Origin of the sequence: Escherichia sp. MOD1-EC6300, from assembly GCF_002965045.1 — a bacterium.
Classification (GTDB): domain Bacteria; phylum Pseudomonadota; class Gammaproteobacteria; order Enterobacterales; family Enterobacteriaceae; genus Escherichia; species Escherichia coli_F.
This window is the reverse complement of record NZ_PTRH01000004.1, coordinates 137,228-153,074: the sequence shown is the minus strand read 5'-3', so window position 1 is coordinate 153,074 and position 15,847 is coordinate 137,228. Positions and strand designations below refer to the sequence as shown.

At 51.1% G+C, this 15,847-nt stretch carries 15 protein-coding genes; 8 read left to right on the top strand and 7 right to left on the bottom strand.

Annotated elements, in window-relative coordinates:
• Nucleotides 1–26: 26 nt before the first annotated feature.
• From fadD to BGE37_RS08020, 4 genes are all read right to left on the bottom strand, one after another.
• Nucleotides 27–1,712 carry a long-chain-fatty-acid--CoA ligase FadD gene (gene fadD / locus BGE37_RS08035; RefSeq protein ID WP_000758422.1) on the bottom strand — a complete coding sequence of 562 codons (1,686 nt, stop codon included), beginning with the start codon at nt 1,710–1,712 and terminating at the stop codon, nt 27–29.
• Nucleotides 1,713–1,916: 204 nt separating this feature from the next.
• Nucleotides 1,917–2,498 (bottom strand): Slp family lipoprotein YeaY, encoded by a 582-nt coding sequence (gene yeaY, locus BGE37_RS08030; RefSeq protein WP_032303203.1) that lies wholly within the window; start codon nt 2,496–2,498, stop codon nt 1,917–1,919.
• 39 nt (nt 2,499–2,537) lie between these two features.
• Nucleotides 2,538–3,233, bottom strand: a complete 696-nt coding sequence (gene tsaB, locus BGE37_RS08025) for a tRNA (adenosine(37)-N6)-threonylcarbamoyltransferase complex dimerization subunit type 1 TsaB (RefSeq protein ID WP_001220973.1) — start codon at nt 3,231–3,233, stop codon at nt 2,538–2,540.
• A gap of 57 nt (nt 3,234–3,290) precedes the next feature.
• Nucleotides 3,291–5,201: an ATP-dependent DNA helicase gene (locus BGE37_RS08020; protein WP_105276939.1), complete on the bottom strand. Its 1,911-nt coding sequence runs from the start codon at nt 5,199–5,201 to the stop codon at nt 3,291–3,293.
• 131 nt (nt 5,202–5,332) lie between these two features.
• Between BGE37_RS08020 and BGE37_RS08015 the strand changes: the two genes are divergently transcribed.
• Together BGE37_RS08015 and BGE37_RS08010 are read left to right on the top strand one after the other, a co-directional pair.
• Entirely contained in the window at nt 5,333–5,677 is a 345-nt protein-coding gene (locus BGE37_RS08015) for a RidA family protein (RefSeq protein ID WP_001354727.1), read from the top strand.
• A gap of 420 nt (nt 5,678–6,097) precedes the next feature.
• A complete protein-coding gene (locus tag BGE37_RS08010; protein ID WP_001111990.1) occupies nt 6,098–6,397 on the top strand; it encodes a DUF1889 family protein in 300 nt (99 codons plus the stop codon).
• 119 nt (nt 6,398–6,516) lie between these two features.
• Here BGE37_RS08010 and BGE37_RS08005 read toward each other — a convergent pair whose 3' ends face one another.
• Nucleotides 6,517–6,696 carry a YoaH family protein gene (locus BGE37_RS08005; protein WP_000457334.1) on the bottom strand — a complete coding sequence of 60 codons (180 nt, stop codon included), beginning with the start codon at nt 6,694–6,696 and terminating at the stop codon, nt 6,517–6,519.
• Between the two features lie 73 nt (nt 6,697–6,769).
• Between BGE37_RS08005 and pabB the strand changes: the two genes are divergently transcribed.
• The 4 genes from pabB to BGE37_RS07985 all read left to right on the top strand — a co-directional run bounded on the left by pabB (nt 6,770) and on the right by BGE37_RS07985 (nt 11,990).
• The gene (pabB, locus tag BGE37_RS08000) at nt 6,770–8,131 is read left to right on the top strand and encodes an aminodeoxychorismate synthase component 1 (RefSeq protein ID WP_105276938.1); all 1,362 of its coding nucleotides are present in this window, start codon (nt 6,770–6,772) and stop codon (nt 8,129–8,131) included.
• 3 nt (nt 8,132–8,134) lie between these two features.
• Nucleotides 8,135–8,713, top strand: a complete 579-nt coding sequence (locus tag BGE37_RS07995) for a CoA pyrophosphatase (RefSeq protein ID WP_105287919.1) — start codon at nt 8,135–8,137, stop codon at nt 8,711–8,713.
• A gap of 183 nt (nt 8,714–8,896) precedes the next feature.
• Complete coding sequence (sdaA, locus tag BGE37_RS07990; RefSeq protein ID WP_000624298.1) at nt 8,897–10,261, top strand: L-serine ammonia-lyase; 1,365 nt, start codon at nt 8,897–8,899, stop codon at nt 10,259–10,261.
• A gap of 130 nt (nt 10,262–10,391) precedes the next feature.
• Nucleotides 10,392–11,990: an EAL domain-containing protein gene (locus tag BGE37_RS07985; RefSeq protein ID WP_001353154.1), complete on the top strand. Its 1,599-nt coding sequence runs from the start codon at nt 10,392–10,394 to the stop codon at nt 11,988–11,990.
• Nucleotides 11,991–11,993: 3 nt separating this feature from the next.
• Here the strand turns inward: BGE37_RS07985 and yoaE are convergent, their stop codons facing one another.
• Complete coding sequence (gene yoaE / locus BGE37_RS07980; protein WP_000394971.1) at nt 11,994–13,550, bottom strand: CNNM family cation transport protein YoaE; 1,557 nt, start codon at nt 13,548–13,550, stop codon at nt 11,994–11,996.
• Nucleotides 13,538–13,696, bottom strand: a complete 159-nt coding sequence (locus BGE37_RS25810) for a protein YoaL (protein ID WP_269218577.1) — start codon at nt 13,694–13,696, stop codon at nt 13,538–13,540. The genes yoaE and BGE37_RS25810 overlap by 13 nt, the downstream gene beginning before the upstream one ends.
• 316 nt (nt 13,697–14,012) lie before the next feature.
• On the opposite strand from BGE37_RS25810, the gene manX reads away from it, so the two are divergent.
• Both manX and manY read left to right on the top strand, forming a co-directional pair.
• On the top strand, nt 14,013–14,984 hold the full coding sequence (manX, locus tag BGE37_RS07965; RefSeq protein WP_000150550.1) for a PTS mannose transporter subunit IIAB: 972 nt from the start codon (nt 14,013–14,015) through the stop codon (nt 14,982–14,984).
• Between the two features lie 62 nt (nt 14,985–15,046).
• Nucleotides 15,047–15,847, top strand: a complete 801-nt coding sequence (gene manY, locus BGE37_RS07960) for a PTS mannose transporter subunit IIC (RefSeq protein WP_000406926.1) — start codon at nt 15,047–15,049, stop codon at nt 15,845–15,847.

Genomic DNA, 15,847 nt, shown 5'->3' with positions numbered 1-15,847 from the left:
CCGGCGTCTGACGACTGACTTAACGCTCAGGCTTTATTGTCCACTTTGCCGCGCGCTTCGTCACGTAATTCTCGTCGCAAAATTTTTCCGACGTTAGATTTCGGTAACTCATCACGAAACTCCACCAGCTTCGGTACTTTGTAGCCCGTGAGCTGACGGCGGCAAAAGGTCACCAGTGACTCTTCGGTAAGCGATGGATCTTTTTTCACTACGAAGATTTTCACCGCTTCACCACTGGAGCCGGAAGGTACGCCAACAGCTGCGACTTCCTGTACGCCAGGATGCTGCATGACGACATCTTCAATTTCGTTGGGATAGACATTAAAACCGGAAACCAGAATCATGTCTTTTTTACGATCGACAATGCGCAGGAATCCTTCTTCATCCATCACCGCGATATCGCCGGTGTGTAACCAGCCATTTTTGATGATTTCATCGGTAGCATCCGGACGCTGCCAGTAACCCAGCATCACCTGCGGTCCTTTGACACAAAGCTCACCCGGTTGACCCGGTGGTACTTCATTATCATCATCATCCACCAGTTTGGCTTCCGTCGACGGCACCGGCAAACCGATGCTACCACTATGATAATCAATATCATACGGGTTAACGCTGACCAGCGGCGCACACTCGGTCAGGCCATAACCTTCCAGCAGATACTGTCCGGTCAGTTTCACCCAACGTTCAGCCACCACTTGTTGAACAGGCATACCACCGCCTGCAGAAAGATGCAGACTGGAGAAATCCAGCTGCTGGAACTCTTTATTGTTCAGCAACGCATTGAACAAGGTGTTAACGCCGGTTATCGCGGTAAACGGATATTTCGCTAACTCTTTTACCAACCCCGGAATATCGCGCGGGTTAGTGATAAGCAGGTTCTGCCCACCCAGTTCAATAAACAGCAGGCAGTTAATGGTCAGAGCAAAAATGTGATACAGCGGCAGTGCCGTCACCACCAGCTCTTTGCCCGGATGCAACAGCGGCCCATAAGTCGCGTTAACTTGTTCCAGATTCGCCAGCATATTGCGGTGAGTCAGCATCGCGCCCTTCGCCACACCAGTGGTACCGCCGGTATATTGCAGGAAAGCTAAATCTTCTGGCACCAGTTCGGGTTTGACGTACTGCATCCGGTAGCCGTTATGCAGTGCGCTGCGAAATGAGATGGCATCTGGCAGATGGTATTTCGGCACCAGACGCTTGATGTATTTAACAACGAAGTTGACTACCGTGCCTTTTGCCGTGGATAGCTGATCGCCCATACGGGTCAGAATAACGTGCTGAACGGCGGTTTTATCAACCACTTTTTCCAGAGTGTGGGCAAAATTAGACACGATAACAATCGCTGATGCGCCGCTATCGTTAAGCTGATGCTCCAGCTCACGCGGGGTATACAACGGGTTAACGTTTACAACGATCATCCCGGCACGCAAAATGCCAAACAGCGCCACCGGATATTGCAATAAATTAGGCATCATCAACGCAACGCGATCGCCTTTCTTCAGTCCCAACCCTTGTTGCAAATAAGCGGCAAACGCGCGACTGCGTTCTTCCAGTTTGCGGAAGGTCATCACCTCCCCCATATTCACAAACGCGGGTTGATCGGCGTAGCGCGCGACCGACTGCTCAAACATATCTACCAGAGATTGATAACGGTCAGGGTTGATCTCCGTCGGAACGTCCGCGGGATAACGGTTAAGCCAAACCTTCTTCAATTCTTCACCTCTAAAATGCGTGTTCGTCGTCATCGCAACCCCAAATGATATACATGCTGTTAACATAATATTAACTCATCATACCAGCTTGATAATTACCCAACGAAAAGGTTGCGAAGCGCGTCACTATTTATTTTTATCTTTACCGTAAGAATGCAGAAACAGCGGACCAGCCGCTGTTTCTTTTTCTTTAAAAACAAGCAATTATTCAGTTACAACAGTTTGTACTCTCGCGGGGCCGGGATTATACCAGCCCCATCCACCGTAGCCATAGGGCCAGCCACGACCGCCATAAAACCATGGATCAATCGGCTGAGGCGGCATAATCACCTGCTGGGTTAAATGCCAACGTTTGTAACCCGTTACCTGCATCACCATAAATTTATAGGGCGTGTTGCCGATTTTGCCGTCAACCGCACCGGTGATTGGTCCAACTACCGTGACCAATTGTCCACGAAAATCTAGCGGATCCAGAAAACCGTTCACATCGGCATAAATGCGACCGCGAGAAGGTTCTCCCAGCGTCGGTCTGGCTCCACTGTCCAGCGGTACGGTGGCAATTTCCAGGCGGGTTTTCCCTTGCTGGTTTTGTACCGCAACCACTTTGCCGCCAAAGCGTGCCTCCTGACCAACGTACAGCTGCGGCGCACTCATTACCCGAACTAAATCTTGTTGCGGCGTGGGACTGTTGCCTTTAATGGCGTCCGGCACAGTGACACAACCGCTGAGCATTAGCGCAAACGTACCTGCCAGTATGCCTTTGATAACATTCTTTTGAACCGCCATGATGCGACTCCTTTTTTTCTCAGGGCATACTCTTAAGATTCATTCTTTGCCCGGAAGTTTCTTCCATGCGACGTTGTTACGTAAATAAACCGGTTCGGCATGTTCCACCGCCACCGTTTTACCCTCGGCAAACATCTGACAAGCAATCGGCAGCATATCTTCTGCAGCGGGCAGTAACACTTCGCCATCGCGCAGGGCCAAACCGCTCTCTTTACCGAGATCCGGCCAGGCTTGCCAGCCCGTCCCTACCGTCACCCATTCGCCGGAAAGCTGTTGCATCCGTTCATGAACGAGTTCAGGTTTGAGTACGGCTTCGGTTTCTTCACCGTGCCAGATACCATTTTCATCACGCTGATATTCGGCCCAGTAAACTTCGCCCATTCGCGCGTCAATGGCTGCCAGCACGCGGGTTGCGCCGTTTTTGCGCCACGCCCCTTGCGCCATCGTCATTAGCGTGGAGACGCCAATCATCGGTAATTCCGCGCCAAGCGCCAGCCCTTGCGCAATGCCAATACCAATGCGCACGCCGGTAAAGCTACCGGGGCCGCGCCCGTAAGCCAGAGCATTTATGTCCGTCAGGGAAGTTCCGCTGGTGGTCAGGATATCCTGCACCATCGGTAAGATTCGTTGAGTATGTTCACGAGGGCAAAGCTCAAAATGAGCGTTGACAGTGCCGTCGTTCCACAGGGCGACAGAGCAGGCCTCTGTCGCGGTATCGATAGCCAGAATTCGCATGGGTCTTCGTGCTTAGATCAATAAAAAGGCGCGCATCATACCATACTCCATCACAAATTACCTGGAGGATGGTATCGCAAGGAAACGAACCGCACGGGCAATGTCACGGGTGCGCGGCGCTGGCGGCAGACTGGCGAGAAACGTCGCGCCGTAAGGGCGCATCACCAGCCGATTGTCGCAAATCACCAAAACCCCTCGATCGTCGGCGTCGCGAATCAGTCGCCCTACTCCCTGCTTGAGAGTAATGACCGCATCCGGCAGTTGTACTTCATCGAACGGGTCACCACCGCGCAAACGGCAATCTTCCATGCGCGCTTTTAACAACGGGTCATCCGGGGAGGTAAACGGCAACTTGTCGATAATCACCAGTGACAATGTATCGCCACGCACGTCCACCCCCTCCCAGAAACTGCTGGTCGCCACAAGCAGCGCGTTACCGGCGCTGACAAACTGCTGTAGCAGTTGGCCTTTGCTGGTTTCCCCCTGCAACAACACGGGAAGCGTCATGGTAGCGCGGAACTGCTCGGCCAGATCGCGCATCATGGCGTGCGAGGTACAAAGCATAAAACAACGACCGTTGTTAGCTTCGATGATCGGTCGCAACATTGCCGCCAGTTGCCGTGCGGAGCCCGGTTGATTGGTTTGCGGCAGGTTGCGCGGCACACAGAGTAACGCCTGGCGGCTGTAATCAAACGGGCTGGGTAACAGCAACGACTCTGCCTGTTCAATGCCAAGCCGCGAGGTAAAATGATGCAGATCGTCATTCACCGACAGCGTTGCTGAGGTAAAGATCCAGCTACCTGGTTTTTGCGCCATTAATTCTTTGAATTTATCCGCCACGCTAAGCGGCGTGAGTGCCAGAGTAAAATGGCGCGAAGTGCATTCGTACCAGTAGCTGTAGCCCGGCTGATTGATCTCTTTTAGCCGTTTCAGCCGCGTACGATACAACGTGGCGCGCTCAAATGCCGCATCCAGCAAGACGGAACGCCCCAGCGACAGTTTCGCCACGTCATAACAAAGTTCCAGGGTGTCATCGAGCAGTAAAAATGCTCGCTGAATTTGCGGATTAGCTAACAGTTCGCGCAGGTTGCCACGATAACCTGGCTCACCTAATTGCAGGCGAAAATCCTGCGCGCTCTGGGCAAGGCGGTCGGCGCACTTTTGTAACTGCTGGGTGTCTTTTAATTCGGTGCGGTAGGCGATGGTGATGTCTTTTGCCAGGTCGAGCAGTTGTCGACTGGAGAGTGACTGACCAAAATACTGGCTGGCAATGTCAGGCAGTTGGTGGGCTTCGTCGAAGATCATCACGTCAGCTTCCGGGATCAGTTCGCCAAATCCACTCTCTTTCACCACCATATCCGCCAGAAAGAGATGATGGTTTACCACCACCACATCGGCGTCCATCGCTTTTTTGCGTGCTTTGACCACAAAGCAATCTTTATACATCGGGCAGTCGCTGCCAAGGCAGTTGTCGTTGGTGCTGGTGACCAGCGGCCACGCCTGTGAATCTTCCGCCACGCTGACGCAGGTGCTGATATCACCATCGACTGTTTGATTAGACCAGGAGCGCAGCAGGATCACATCGCTTAAAATTTGTACCGGTAGATCGCCACCCGCCAGCGCCTGCTGTTCGAGACGTTCGAGGCAGAGGTAGTTAGAGCGCCCTTTCAGCAACGCCACGTTGCCCGTATATTTCAACGCCTTTGAAACCGTTGGCAAATCGCGGCTGTAGAGCTGATCCTGCAACGCTTTTGAACCGGTCGAGATAATGACTTTCTTTTTCGCCCGCAGCGCAGGGGCCAGGTAAGCGTAGGTTTTGCCCGTACCGGTTCCGGCCTCCACCACCAGCGGCTGGCTTTTATCTATCGCCCCGGCGACGGCTACCGCCATCTGACGCTGTGGTTCTCGCGGCTTAAAGCCTGGTATCGCTTTCGCCAGCTGACCGTCTGGTGCAAAATCGTCCGTCACACTACCCCCTGTTGATTTGAACAGGGATTATGTCAGGATGAGGGCGCTTTCGCCAGTTGAAGTGGTGACGGCGACCTCACATTGTGGCAGTCTTTGCAGCACGAAAATGGAAGGATAATGAGGACAAAATGATGACTATCGTTCGTATCGATGCTGAAGCCCGCTGGTCTGATGTAGTAATCCACAACAACACGCTCTACTACACTGGTGTACCGGAAAACCTCGACGCCAATGCCTTTGAGCAAACCGCCAACACGCTGGCGCAGATTGACGCCGTGCTGGAAAAACAGGGCAGCAATAAATCGAGCATTCTGGATGCCACCATTTTCCTGGCTGATAAAAACGACTTCGCGGCGATGAATAAAGCGTGGGATGCCTGGGTTGTCGCGGGTCATGCGCCGGTGCGCTGCACGGTACAAGCGGGTTTGATGAACCCGAAGTATAAAGTTGAAATTAAGATTGTGGCTGCGGTGTAAGCTTTATCGAAGCAAAATAAGTCAGACGATAATTTATCGATAATACTGGTCGGTTTTACATAAATCGACCAGAGATTAAGATATTACTGTTGATGCTCCTGCTAATTCATTATTTATTTTTATAATTTCAATTTTAGCTATAAAACTAACTATATAAATAAACATAACAATGCCGTTGTGTTCGCCCTTCGATTAGCATCTCTGGTTTTCTTTCTTAGCTGAACATCTGGTTATAGCGTGAGAACTGACCGTTAATTTTCTCCCTCTTACTGGATAACACACCATGAGCTGCTACCTTTAAAACACCTGAATGTCAACAGGTTAACTCGTGCCATATCGTTATAATCCCTTTGATATTAGATGCAAATTAAGGTCATATATAGCCTTATCGATAACATGGTTAATTTTAAGGATAAGAATATGCCTGCTGTAATAGATAAAGCCCTGGATTTCATTGGTGCCATGGATGTATCAGCGCCAACACCAAGTTCGATGAATGAAAGCACGGCGAAGGGAATCTTTAAATATTTGAAAGAACTGGGAGTACCCGCGAGTGCCGCTGATATTACGGCGCGAGCTGACCAGGAAGGCTGGAACCCTGGGTTCACGGAAAAAATGGTTGGATGGGCAAAAAAAATGGAGTCTGGTGAACGCTCTGTGATTAAAAATCCTGAATACTTTTCAACATATATGCAGGAAGAACTAAAAGCACTGGTCTGAGTTAAATTTACATCAGCATAAATGGGGCAGGACGCTTTTAACCACATATAAAAAGCGTCCTTTTTCTCACAATCAAATAATCATCGGCTTCTATAACGAAATCAATACGGATTAGAGTCTTACTCGTCTTCATCCTCAAAACGCGCCACAATTCGTTCGCCAGAGTGGTTGGCACGCAGCTCTTCGGCCACCAACGCGATTGCCTGGCCGCTGCTCATCCCTTGTGCCATCAGTTCCTGGATCCGCTCGACGGCTTTTTGCTGCTGTTCATGGGTGAGTGAAGGTAAACCTGCAAACATTGTTAACTCCTGCTAAATTGTTGGCGCTAATTATTTCATGCTACCCGGCACTTAGCCAGTAGAGTCAGGACTGATGAAGACGTTATCTCCCGCTGTGATTACTTTACCCTGGCGTCAGGACGCCGCTGAATTTTATTTCTCCCGCTTAAGCCACCTGCCGTGGGCGATGCTTTTACACTCCGGCTATGCCGATCATCCATATAGCCGCTTTGATATTGTGGTCGCCGAGCCGATTTGTACTTTGACTACTTTCGCTAAAGAAACCGTTGTTAGTGAAAGCGAAAAACGCACAACGACCACTGATGACCCGCTACAGGTGCTCCAGCAGGTGCTGGATCGCGCAGACATTCGCCCAGCGCATAACGAAGATTTGCCATTTCAGGGCGGCGCGCTGGGGTTGTTTGGCTACGATCTGGGCCGCCGTTTTGAGTCACTGCCAGAAATTGCGCAGCAAGATATCGTTCTGCCGGATATGGCTGTGGGTATCTACGACTGGGCGCTCATTGTCGACCACCAGCGTCAAACAGTTTCTTTGCTGAGTCATAATGATGTCAATGCCCGTCGGGCCTGGCTGGAAAGCCAGCAATTCTCGCCGCAGGAAGATTTCACGCTCACTTCCGACTGGCAATCCAATATGACCCGCGAGCTGTACGGCGAAAAATTTCGCCAGGTACAGGAATATCTGCACAGCGGTGATTGCTATCAGGTGAATCTCGCCCAGCGTTTCCATGCGACCTATTCTGGCGATGAATGGCAGGCATTCCTTCAGCTTAATCAGGCCAACCGCGCGCCATTTAGCGCTTTTTTACGTCTTGAACAGGGCGCGATTTTAAGCCTTTCGCCAGAGCGGTTTATTCTTTGTGATAATAGTGAAATCCAGACCCGCCCGATTAAAGGCACGCTACCACGCCTGCCCGATCCTCAGGAAGATAGCAAACAAGCAGAAAAACTGGCGAACTCAGCGAAAGATCGTGCCGAAAATCTGATGATTGTCGATTTAATGCGTAATGATATCGGTCGTGTTGCCGTAGCAGGTTCGGTAAAAGTACCAGAGCTGTTCGTGGTGGAACCCTTCCCTGCCGTGCATCATCTGGTCAGCACCATAACGGCGCAACTACCAGAACAGTTACACACCAGCGATCTGCTGCGCGCAGCTTTTCCTGGTGGCTCAATAACTGGAGCACCGAAAGTACGGGCTATGGAAATTATCGACGAACTGGAACCGCAGCGACGCAATGCCTGGTGCGGCAGCATTGGCTATTTGAGCTTTTGCGGCAACATGGATACCAGCATTACTATCCGCACGCTGACTGCCATTAACGGACAAATATACTGCTCTGCGGGCGGTGGAATTGTCGCCGATAGCCAGGAAGAAGCGGAATATCAGGAAACTTTTGATAAAGTTAATAAGATATTACGCCAACTGGAGAAGTAAGACGTGGAATACCGTAGCCTGACGCTTGATGATTTTTTATCGCGTTTTCAACTTTTGCGCCCGCAAATTAACCGGGAAAACCTAAATCATCGTCAGGCTGCCGTGTTAATCCCCATCGTCCGCCGACCGCAACCGGGGTTGTTGCTGACTCAGCGTTCGATTCATCTGCGTAAACACGCCGGACAAGTGGCATTCCCTGGAGGTGCAGTCGATGACACGGACACATCAGTTATCGCCGCCGCGCTGCGCGAAGCTGAAGAAGAGGTCGCTATACCGCCTTCCGCCGTTGAAGTTATCGGCGTGCTGCCGCCCGTCGATAGCGTAACTGGCTACCAGGTAACCCCGGTGGTCGGCATTATCCCGCCCGATCTACCGTATCGCGCCAGTGAAGATGAAGTCTCCGCTGTGTTTGAAATGCCCCTCGCCCAGGCGCTGCATTTAGGCCGTTATCACCCGTTAGATATCTACCGCCGTGGCGATTCACATCGGGTATGGCTGTCCTGGTATGAACAGTATTTTGTATGGGGAATGACCGCAGGCATAATTCGTGAGCTGGCGCTGCAAATTGGTGTGAAACCCTGACTATACTTATCTTTACATCTACAAAACACTACTTGAGACAATCATCGCAATATTAGTTAAATCGCGGTTTTTGATTAGTTTAATTCATGTGAATAGTTAAGCCAGTCGCCGCGTTCCCTCTTACACTATGCGCTGTTATTCGTTCGTTACTGGAAGTCCAGTCACCTTGTCAGGAGTATTATCGTGATTAGTCTATTCGACATGTTTAAGGTGGGGATTGGTCCCTCATCTTCCCATACCGTAGGGCCTATGAAGGCGGGTAAACAGTTCGTCGATGATCTGGTCGAAAAAGGCTTACTGGATAGCGTTACTCGCGTTGCCGTGGACGTTTATGGTTCACTGTCGCTGACGGGTAAAGGCCACCACACCGATATCGCCATTATTATGGGTCTTGCAGGTAACGAACCTGCCACCGTGGATATCGACAGTATTCCCGGTTTTATTCGCGACGTAGAAGAGCGCGAACGTCTGCTGCTGGCACAGGGACGGCATGAAGTGGATTTCCCGCGCGACAACGGGATGCGTTTTCATAACGGCAACCTGCCGCTGCATGAAAACGGTATGCAAATCCACGCCTATAACGGCGATGAAGTCGTCTACAGCAAAACTTATTATTCCATCGGCGGCGGTTTTATCGTCGATGAAGAACACTTTGGTCAGGATGCCGCCAACGAAGTGAGCGTGCCGTATCCGTTCAAATCTGCCACCGAACTGCTCGCGTACTGTAATGAAACCGGCTATTCGCTGTCTGGTCTCGCTATGCAGAACGAACTGGCGCTGCACAGCAAGAAAGAGATCGACGAGTATTTCGCGCATGTCTGGCAAACCATGCAGGCATGTATCGATCGCGGGATGAACACCGAAGGCGTACTGCCAGGCCCGCTGCGCGTGCCGCGTCGTGCGTCGGCCCTGCGCCGGATGCTGGTTTCCAGCGATAAACTGTCTAACGATCCGATGAATGTCATTGACTGGGTAAACATGTTTGCGCTGGCAGTTAACGAAGAAAACGCCGCCGGTGGTCGTGTGGTAACTGCGCCAACCAACGGTGCTTGTGGCATTGTTCCGGCAGTGCTGGCTTATTATGACCACTTTATTGAATCGGTTAGCCCGGACATCTATACCCGTTACTTTATGGCTGCGGGCGCGATTGGTGCACTGTATAAAATGAACGCCTCTATTTCCGGTGCGGAAGTCGGTTGCCAGGGCGAAGTGGGTGTTGCCTGTTCAATGGCTGCTGCGGGCCTTGCCGAGCTGTTGGGCGGTAGCCCGGAACAGGTTTGTGTGGCAGCGGAAATTGGCATGGAGCACAACCTCGGTCTGACCTGTGACCCTGTTGCAGGGCAAGTTCAGGTGCCGTGCATTGAACGTAACGCCATTGCGTCAGTCAAGGCGATTAACGCCGCGCGGATGGCCCTGCGTCGCACCAGTGCGCCGCGCGTCTCGCTGGATAAAGTCATCGAAACGATGTACGAAACCGGTAAAGACATGAACGCCAAGTACCGCGAAACGTCTCGTGGTGGTCTGGCAATTAAAGTCCAGTGTGACTAATACTTTATCCTCGCCCATCTGCAACGGATGGGCGAATTTATCCCTGCTTTCTCGTCTGCTGTAATTTTCCCCACTACACTTCCACTGTTGCGTCAGGCGTTTGTCGCCATACGCTTACAGGGTGGCCCGCATGCAAAAAGCACAACGGATCATTAAAACCTATCGCCGTAATCGAATGATTGTTTGTACGATTTGCGCACTCGTTACGCTCGCTTCGACCCTGAGCGTGCGATTTATTTCACAGCGTAACTTAAATCAACAACGGGTAGTACAATTCGCCAATCACGCTGTAGAGGAATTAGATAAAGTACTGCTTCCCCTACAGGCAGGTAGCGAAGTCTTACTTCCGCTAATTGGTCTGCCCTGCTCTGTCGCCCATTTGCCATTACGTAAACAGGCGGCAAAACTCCAAACTGTGCGATCCATTGGCCTGGTGCAAGACGGCACACTTTATTGCTCCAGCATTTTTGGTTATCGCAATGTGCCCGTCGTGGACATTCTGGCTGAACTTCCTGCACCGCAACCACTTTTACGACTGACGACCGACCATGCCCTGATTAAAGGCAGTCCGGTTTTGATTCAATGGACGCCTGCAGCGGGCAGTAGCAATGCTGGGGTCATGGAGATGATCAACATCGACTTACTGGCGGCAATGCTGCTTGAGCCACAACTGCCGCAAATCAGTAGCGCCAGCCTGACGGTGGACGATCGGCATTTGCTCTATGGTAATGGGCTGGTAGATTCCCTTCCGCAACCTGAAGACAATGAAAACTATCATGTTTCTTCGCAACGCTTTCCTTTTACCATTAACGTTAATGGTCCGGGGGCTACGGCGCTGGCATGGCACTATCTTCCAACACAATTACCGCTGGCGGTGCTGCTAAGTTTACTTGTGGGCTATATCGCCTGGCTGGCGACCGCTTACCGGATGAGTTTTTCCCGTGAAATCAATCTGGGCCTGGCGCAACATGAGTTCGAATTGTTCTGCCAGCCTTTGCTTAATGCGCGCAGCCAGCAATGTATTGGTGTAGAGATTTTGCTGCGCTGGAACAATCCACGTCAGGGCTGGATTTCACCGGATGTGTTTATTCCTATCGCGGAAGAACATCATTTAATTGTGCCACTGACCCGCTATGTGATGGCAGAAACCATCCGTCAGCGGCATGTTTTCCCAATGAGTAGTCAGTTTCATGTTGGCATTAACGTCGCACCCAGCCATTTTCGCCGTGGTGTGCTGATAAAAGATCTCAATCAGTACTGGTTTAGCGCTCACCCGATTCAGCAACTGATCCTCGAAATCACCGAACGCGATGCCTTACTGGATGTTGATTATCGGATTGCCCGCGAGCTGCATCGTAAAAACGTCAAACTGGCGATTGATGACTTCGGCACCGGCAACAGTTCATTTTCCTGGCTTGAAACATTACGTCCTGACGTGCTGAAAATTGATAAGTCATTTACCGCAGCTATAGGTTCTGACGCGGTTAACTCGACGGTGACCGATATCATCATCGCACTGGGGCAAAGACTGAATATTGAACTGGTGGCGGAGGGTGTGGAAACACAAGAACAGGCGAAGTATTTGCGCCGTCATGGCGTGCATATTTTGCAAGGGTATTTGTACGCACAGCCGATGCCGCTACGTGATTTTCCCAAATGGCTGGCGGGCAGCCAACCGCCGCCCGCCCGGCATAATGGACATATCACGCCCGTTATGCCGTTACGTTAACGCTTACTCATCTTCATCGTGCGCCGGTTGCTCTTTAACAATGCGAACCAGATCAACACGATAATCATTGGCTTCAATGATGGTGATATGCAGTGGCCCTACATCAATCACATCGCCCACACGGGGAATGTGACCATTTGCCGAGATCACGAGGCCCGCGACCGTCGCGATATCATCGTCATCGGCAAGGTGCTCAACATCAAGCGCCTGCTGCAAGGCATGCAAATCTGTACCGCCTTTTACCAGCCAGCCGTCACCATCGGTAATGATTTCCGGCGTTTCGTCAGCGTCCGGGAATTCACCCGCAATGGCTTCCAGCACATCCAGCGGCGTGACCAGGCCTTGTACCACACCAAACTCGTTGGTCACGATAACGAAGCTCCCGCGAGCACGACGCAGCACGCCCAGTAGGTTGATCGGGTCAAGGGTTTCAGGGACGATAATCGCCGGAGACGCCGAAGCAATCGCCGCCACATCAACACCTTCTTCGAGCGCCACCAGCAGTTCTTTAGCACGTACGATACCGATGATTTCATCCAGTTCACCGCGACATACCGGGAACAGACTGTGCGGTGAGGAGAGCAGCTGCTCACGGATTTCATCCACCCCGAGATTAGCGTCAACCCAGCTTATTTCACCGCGCGGCGTCATGATCCCGCGCAGAGAACGCGACGCCAGCGTCAATACACCGTTAATCATGTAACGTTCTTCTTCGGCAAACGCACCTTCCGGGATCGGCATCGGTATCGGGTTATCGGCATCGTGCTGAACATTGGCCTGACGTTTCCCGCCCATCAAACGCAGGATGGCATCGGCAGTACGCGCACGCAGCGGCAAAGTCGACTGGTGACGAATAAAGTTGCGACGCGCAATCTGGTTAAACACTTCGATGATGATCGAGAAGCCAATCGCGGCATACAGGTAACCTTTCGGAATGTGGAAACCGAAACCTTCTGCCACCAGACTCAGACCAATCATTAACAGGAAGCTCAGACAGAGCACCACTACCGTTGGATGCTGATTAACAAATCGCGTCAGCGGTTTCGATGCCAGCAACATGACCGCCATCGCAATCACCACCGCAGCCATCATCACCGGTAGATGGTTAACCATCCCTACAGCAGTAATCACCGCATCCAACGAGAAGACGGCGTCAAGGATGACGATCTGTGTGACGACCACCCAGAAACTGGCGTAGCCTTTACCGTGGCCGGAATCATGATCGCGGTTTTCCAGCCGTTCATGCAGTTCGGTTGTTGCTTTGAACAGCAAGAATATCCCCCCGAACAACATAATCAGGTCGCGTCCGGAGAAGGAGAAATCCATGACGGTAAAGAGCGGTTTGGTCAGCGTGACCATCCATGAAATCAGCGACAGCAGCCCCAGACGCATAATCAGCGCCAGTGATAATCCCAGCAAACGCGCTTTATCGCGTTGTTTTGGCGGCAGTTTGTCAGCAAGAATGGCGATGAAGACCAGGTTATCGATACCCAGCACAATTTCGAGAACAACAAGCGTGAGTAGCCCCGCCCAAATTGAGGGGTCCATTAAGAATTCCATGACAAGCTCCTGCTTAAGGAATAGCTATTCGGCGCCAGAAATAATGCAGGCGTAACGACAAAAGGCAAACGAAAGGTGCGGCATAAAGTGCCAGAAAAGCAGGCGTTAAAAGGCCTGATGCTGAAATGACGTCGGTGACGATCCATACTGCGGGCTACTGCCCCATACTCCATGGTTGTTAAACGGGAGTTAAACATATCAGAGACACATCTGATTTGGCAAAGATTTACCTTCCTTTGCAAACGAATGTGACAAGGATATTTTACCTTTCGAAATTTCTGCTAATCGAAAGTTAAATTACGGATCTTCATCACATAAAATAATTTTTTCGATATCTAAAATAAATCGCGAAACGCAGGGGTTTTTGGTTGTAGCCCTTATCTGAATCGATTCGATTGTGGACGACGATTCAAAAATACATCTGGCACGTTGAGGTGTTAACGATAATAAAGGAGGTAGCAAGTGACCATTGCTATTGTTATAGGCACACATGGTTGGGCTGCAGAGCAGTTGCTTAAAACGGCAGAAATGCTGTTAGGCGAGCAGGAAAACGTCGGCTGGATCGATTTCGTTCCAGGTGAAAATGCCGAAACGCTGATTGAAAAGTACAACGCTCAGTTGGCAAAACTCGACACCACTAAAGGCGTGCTGTTTCTCGTTGATACATGGGGAGGCAGCCCGTTCAATGCTGCCAGCCGCATTGTCGTCGACAAAGAGCATTATGAAGTCATTGCAGGCGTTAACATTCCAATGCTCGTGGAAACGTTAATGGCCCGTGATGATGACCCAAGCTTTGATGAACTGGTGGCTCTGGCAGTAGAAACAGGCCGTGAAGGCGTGAAAGCACTGAAAGCCAAACCGGTTGAAAAAGCCGCGCCAGCACCCGTTGCCGCAGCACCAAAAGCGGCTCCAACTCCGGCAAAACCAATGGGACCAAACGACTACATGGTTATTGGCCTTGCGCGTATCGACGACCGTCTGATTCACGGTCAGGTCGCCACCCGTTGGACCAAAGAAACCAATGTCTCCCGTATTATTGTTGTTAGTGATGAAGTGGCTGCGGATACCGTTCGTAAGACACTGCTCACCCAGGTTGCACCTCCGGGCGTAACAGCACACGTAGTTGATGTTGCCAAAATGATTCGCGTCTACAACAACCCGAAATATGCTGGCGAACGCGTAATGCTGTTATTTACCAACCCAACAGATGTTGAGCGTCTCGTTGAAGGCGGCGTGAAAATCACCTCTGTTAACGTCGGTGGTATGGCATTCCGTCAGGGTAAAACCCAGGTGAATAACGCGGTTTCGGTTGATGAAAAAGATATCGAGGCGTTCAAGAAACTGAATGCGCGCGGTATTGAGCTGGAAGTCCGTAAGGTTTCCACCGATCCGAAACTGAAAATGATGGATCTGATCAGCAAAATCGATAAGTAACGTATTGTGTTGATTATCACTCAGTTTTCACACTTAAGTCTTACGTAAACAGGAGAAGTACAATGGAGATTACCACTCTTCAAATTGTGCTGGTATTTATCGTAGCCTGTATCGCAGGTATGGGATCAATCCTCGATGAATTTCAGTTTCACCGTCCGCTAATCGCGTGTACCCTGGTGGGTATCGTTCTTGGCGATATGAAAACCGGTATTATTATCGGTGGTACGCTGGAAATGATCGCGCTGGGCTGGATGAACATCGGTGCTGCCGTTGCGCCTGACGCCGCTCTGGCTTCTATCATTTCTACCATTCTGGTTATCGCAGGTCATCAGAGCATTGGTGCGGGTATCGCACTGGCAATCCCTCTGGCTGCTGCAGGTCAGGTACTGACCATCATCGTTCGTACTATTACCGTTGCTTTCCAGCACGCTGCGGATAAGGCTGCTGATAACGGCAACCTGACAGCGATTTCCTGGATCCACGTTTCTTCTCTGTTCCTGCAAGCAATGCGTGTGGCTATTCCGGCCGTCATCGTTGCGCTGTCTGTTGGTACCAGCGAAGTCCAGAACATGCTGAATGCGATTCCGGAAGTGGTGACCAATGGTCTGAATATCGCCGGTGGCATGATCGTGGTGGTTGGTTATGCGATGGTTATCAACATGATGCGTGCTGGCTACCTGATGCCGTTCTTCTACCTCGGCTTCGTAACCGCAGCATTCACCAACTTTAACCTGGTTGCTCTGGGTGTGATTGGTACTGTTATGGCAGTGCTCTACATCCAACTTAGCCCGAAATACAACCGCGTAGCCGGTGCGCCTGCTCAGGCCGCTGGTAACAACGATCTCGATAACGAACTGGACTAA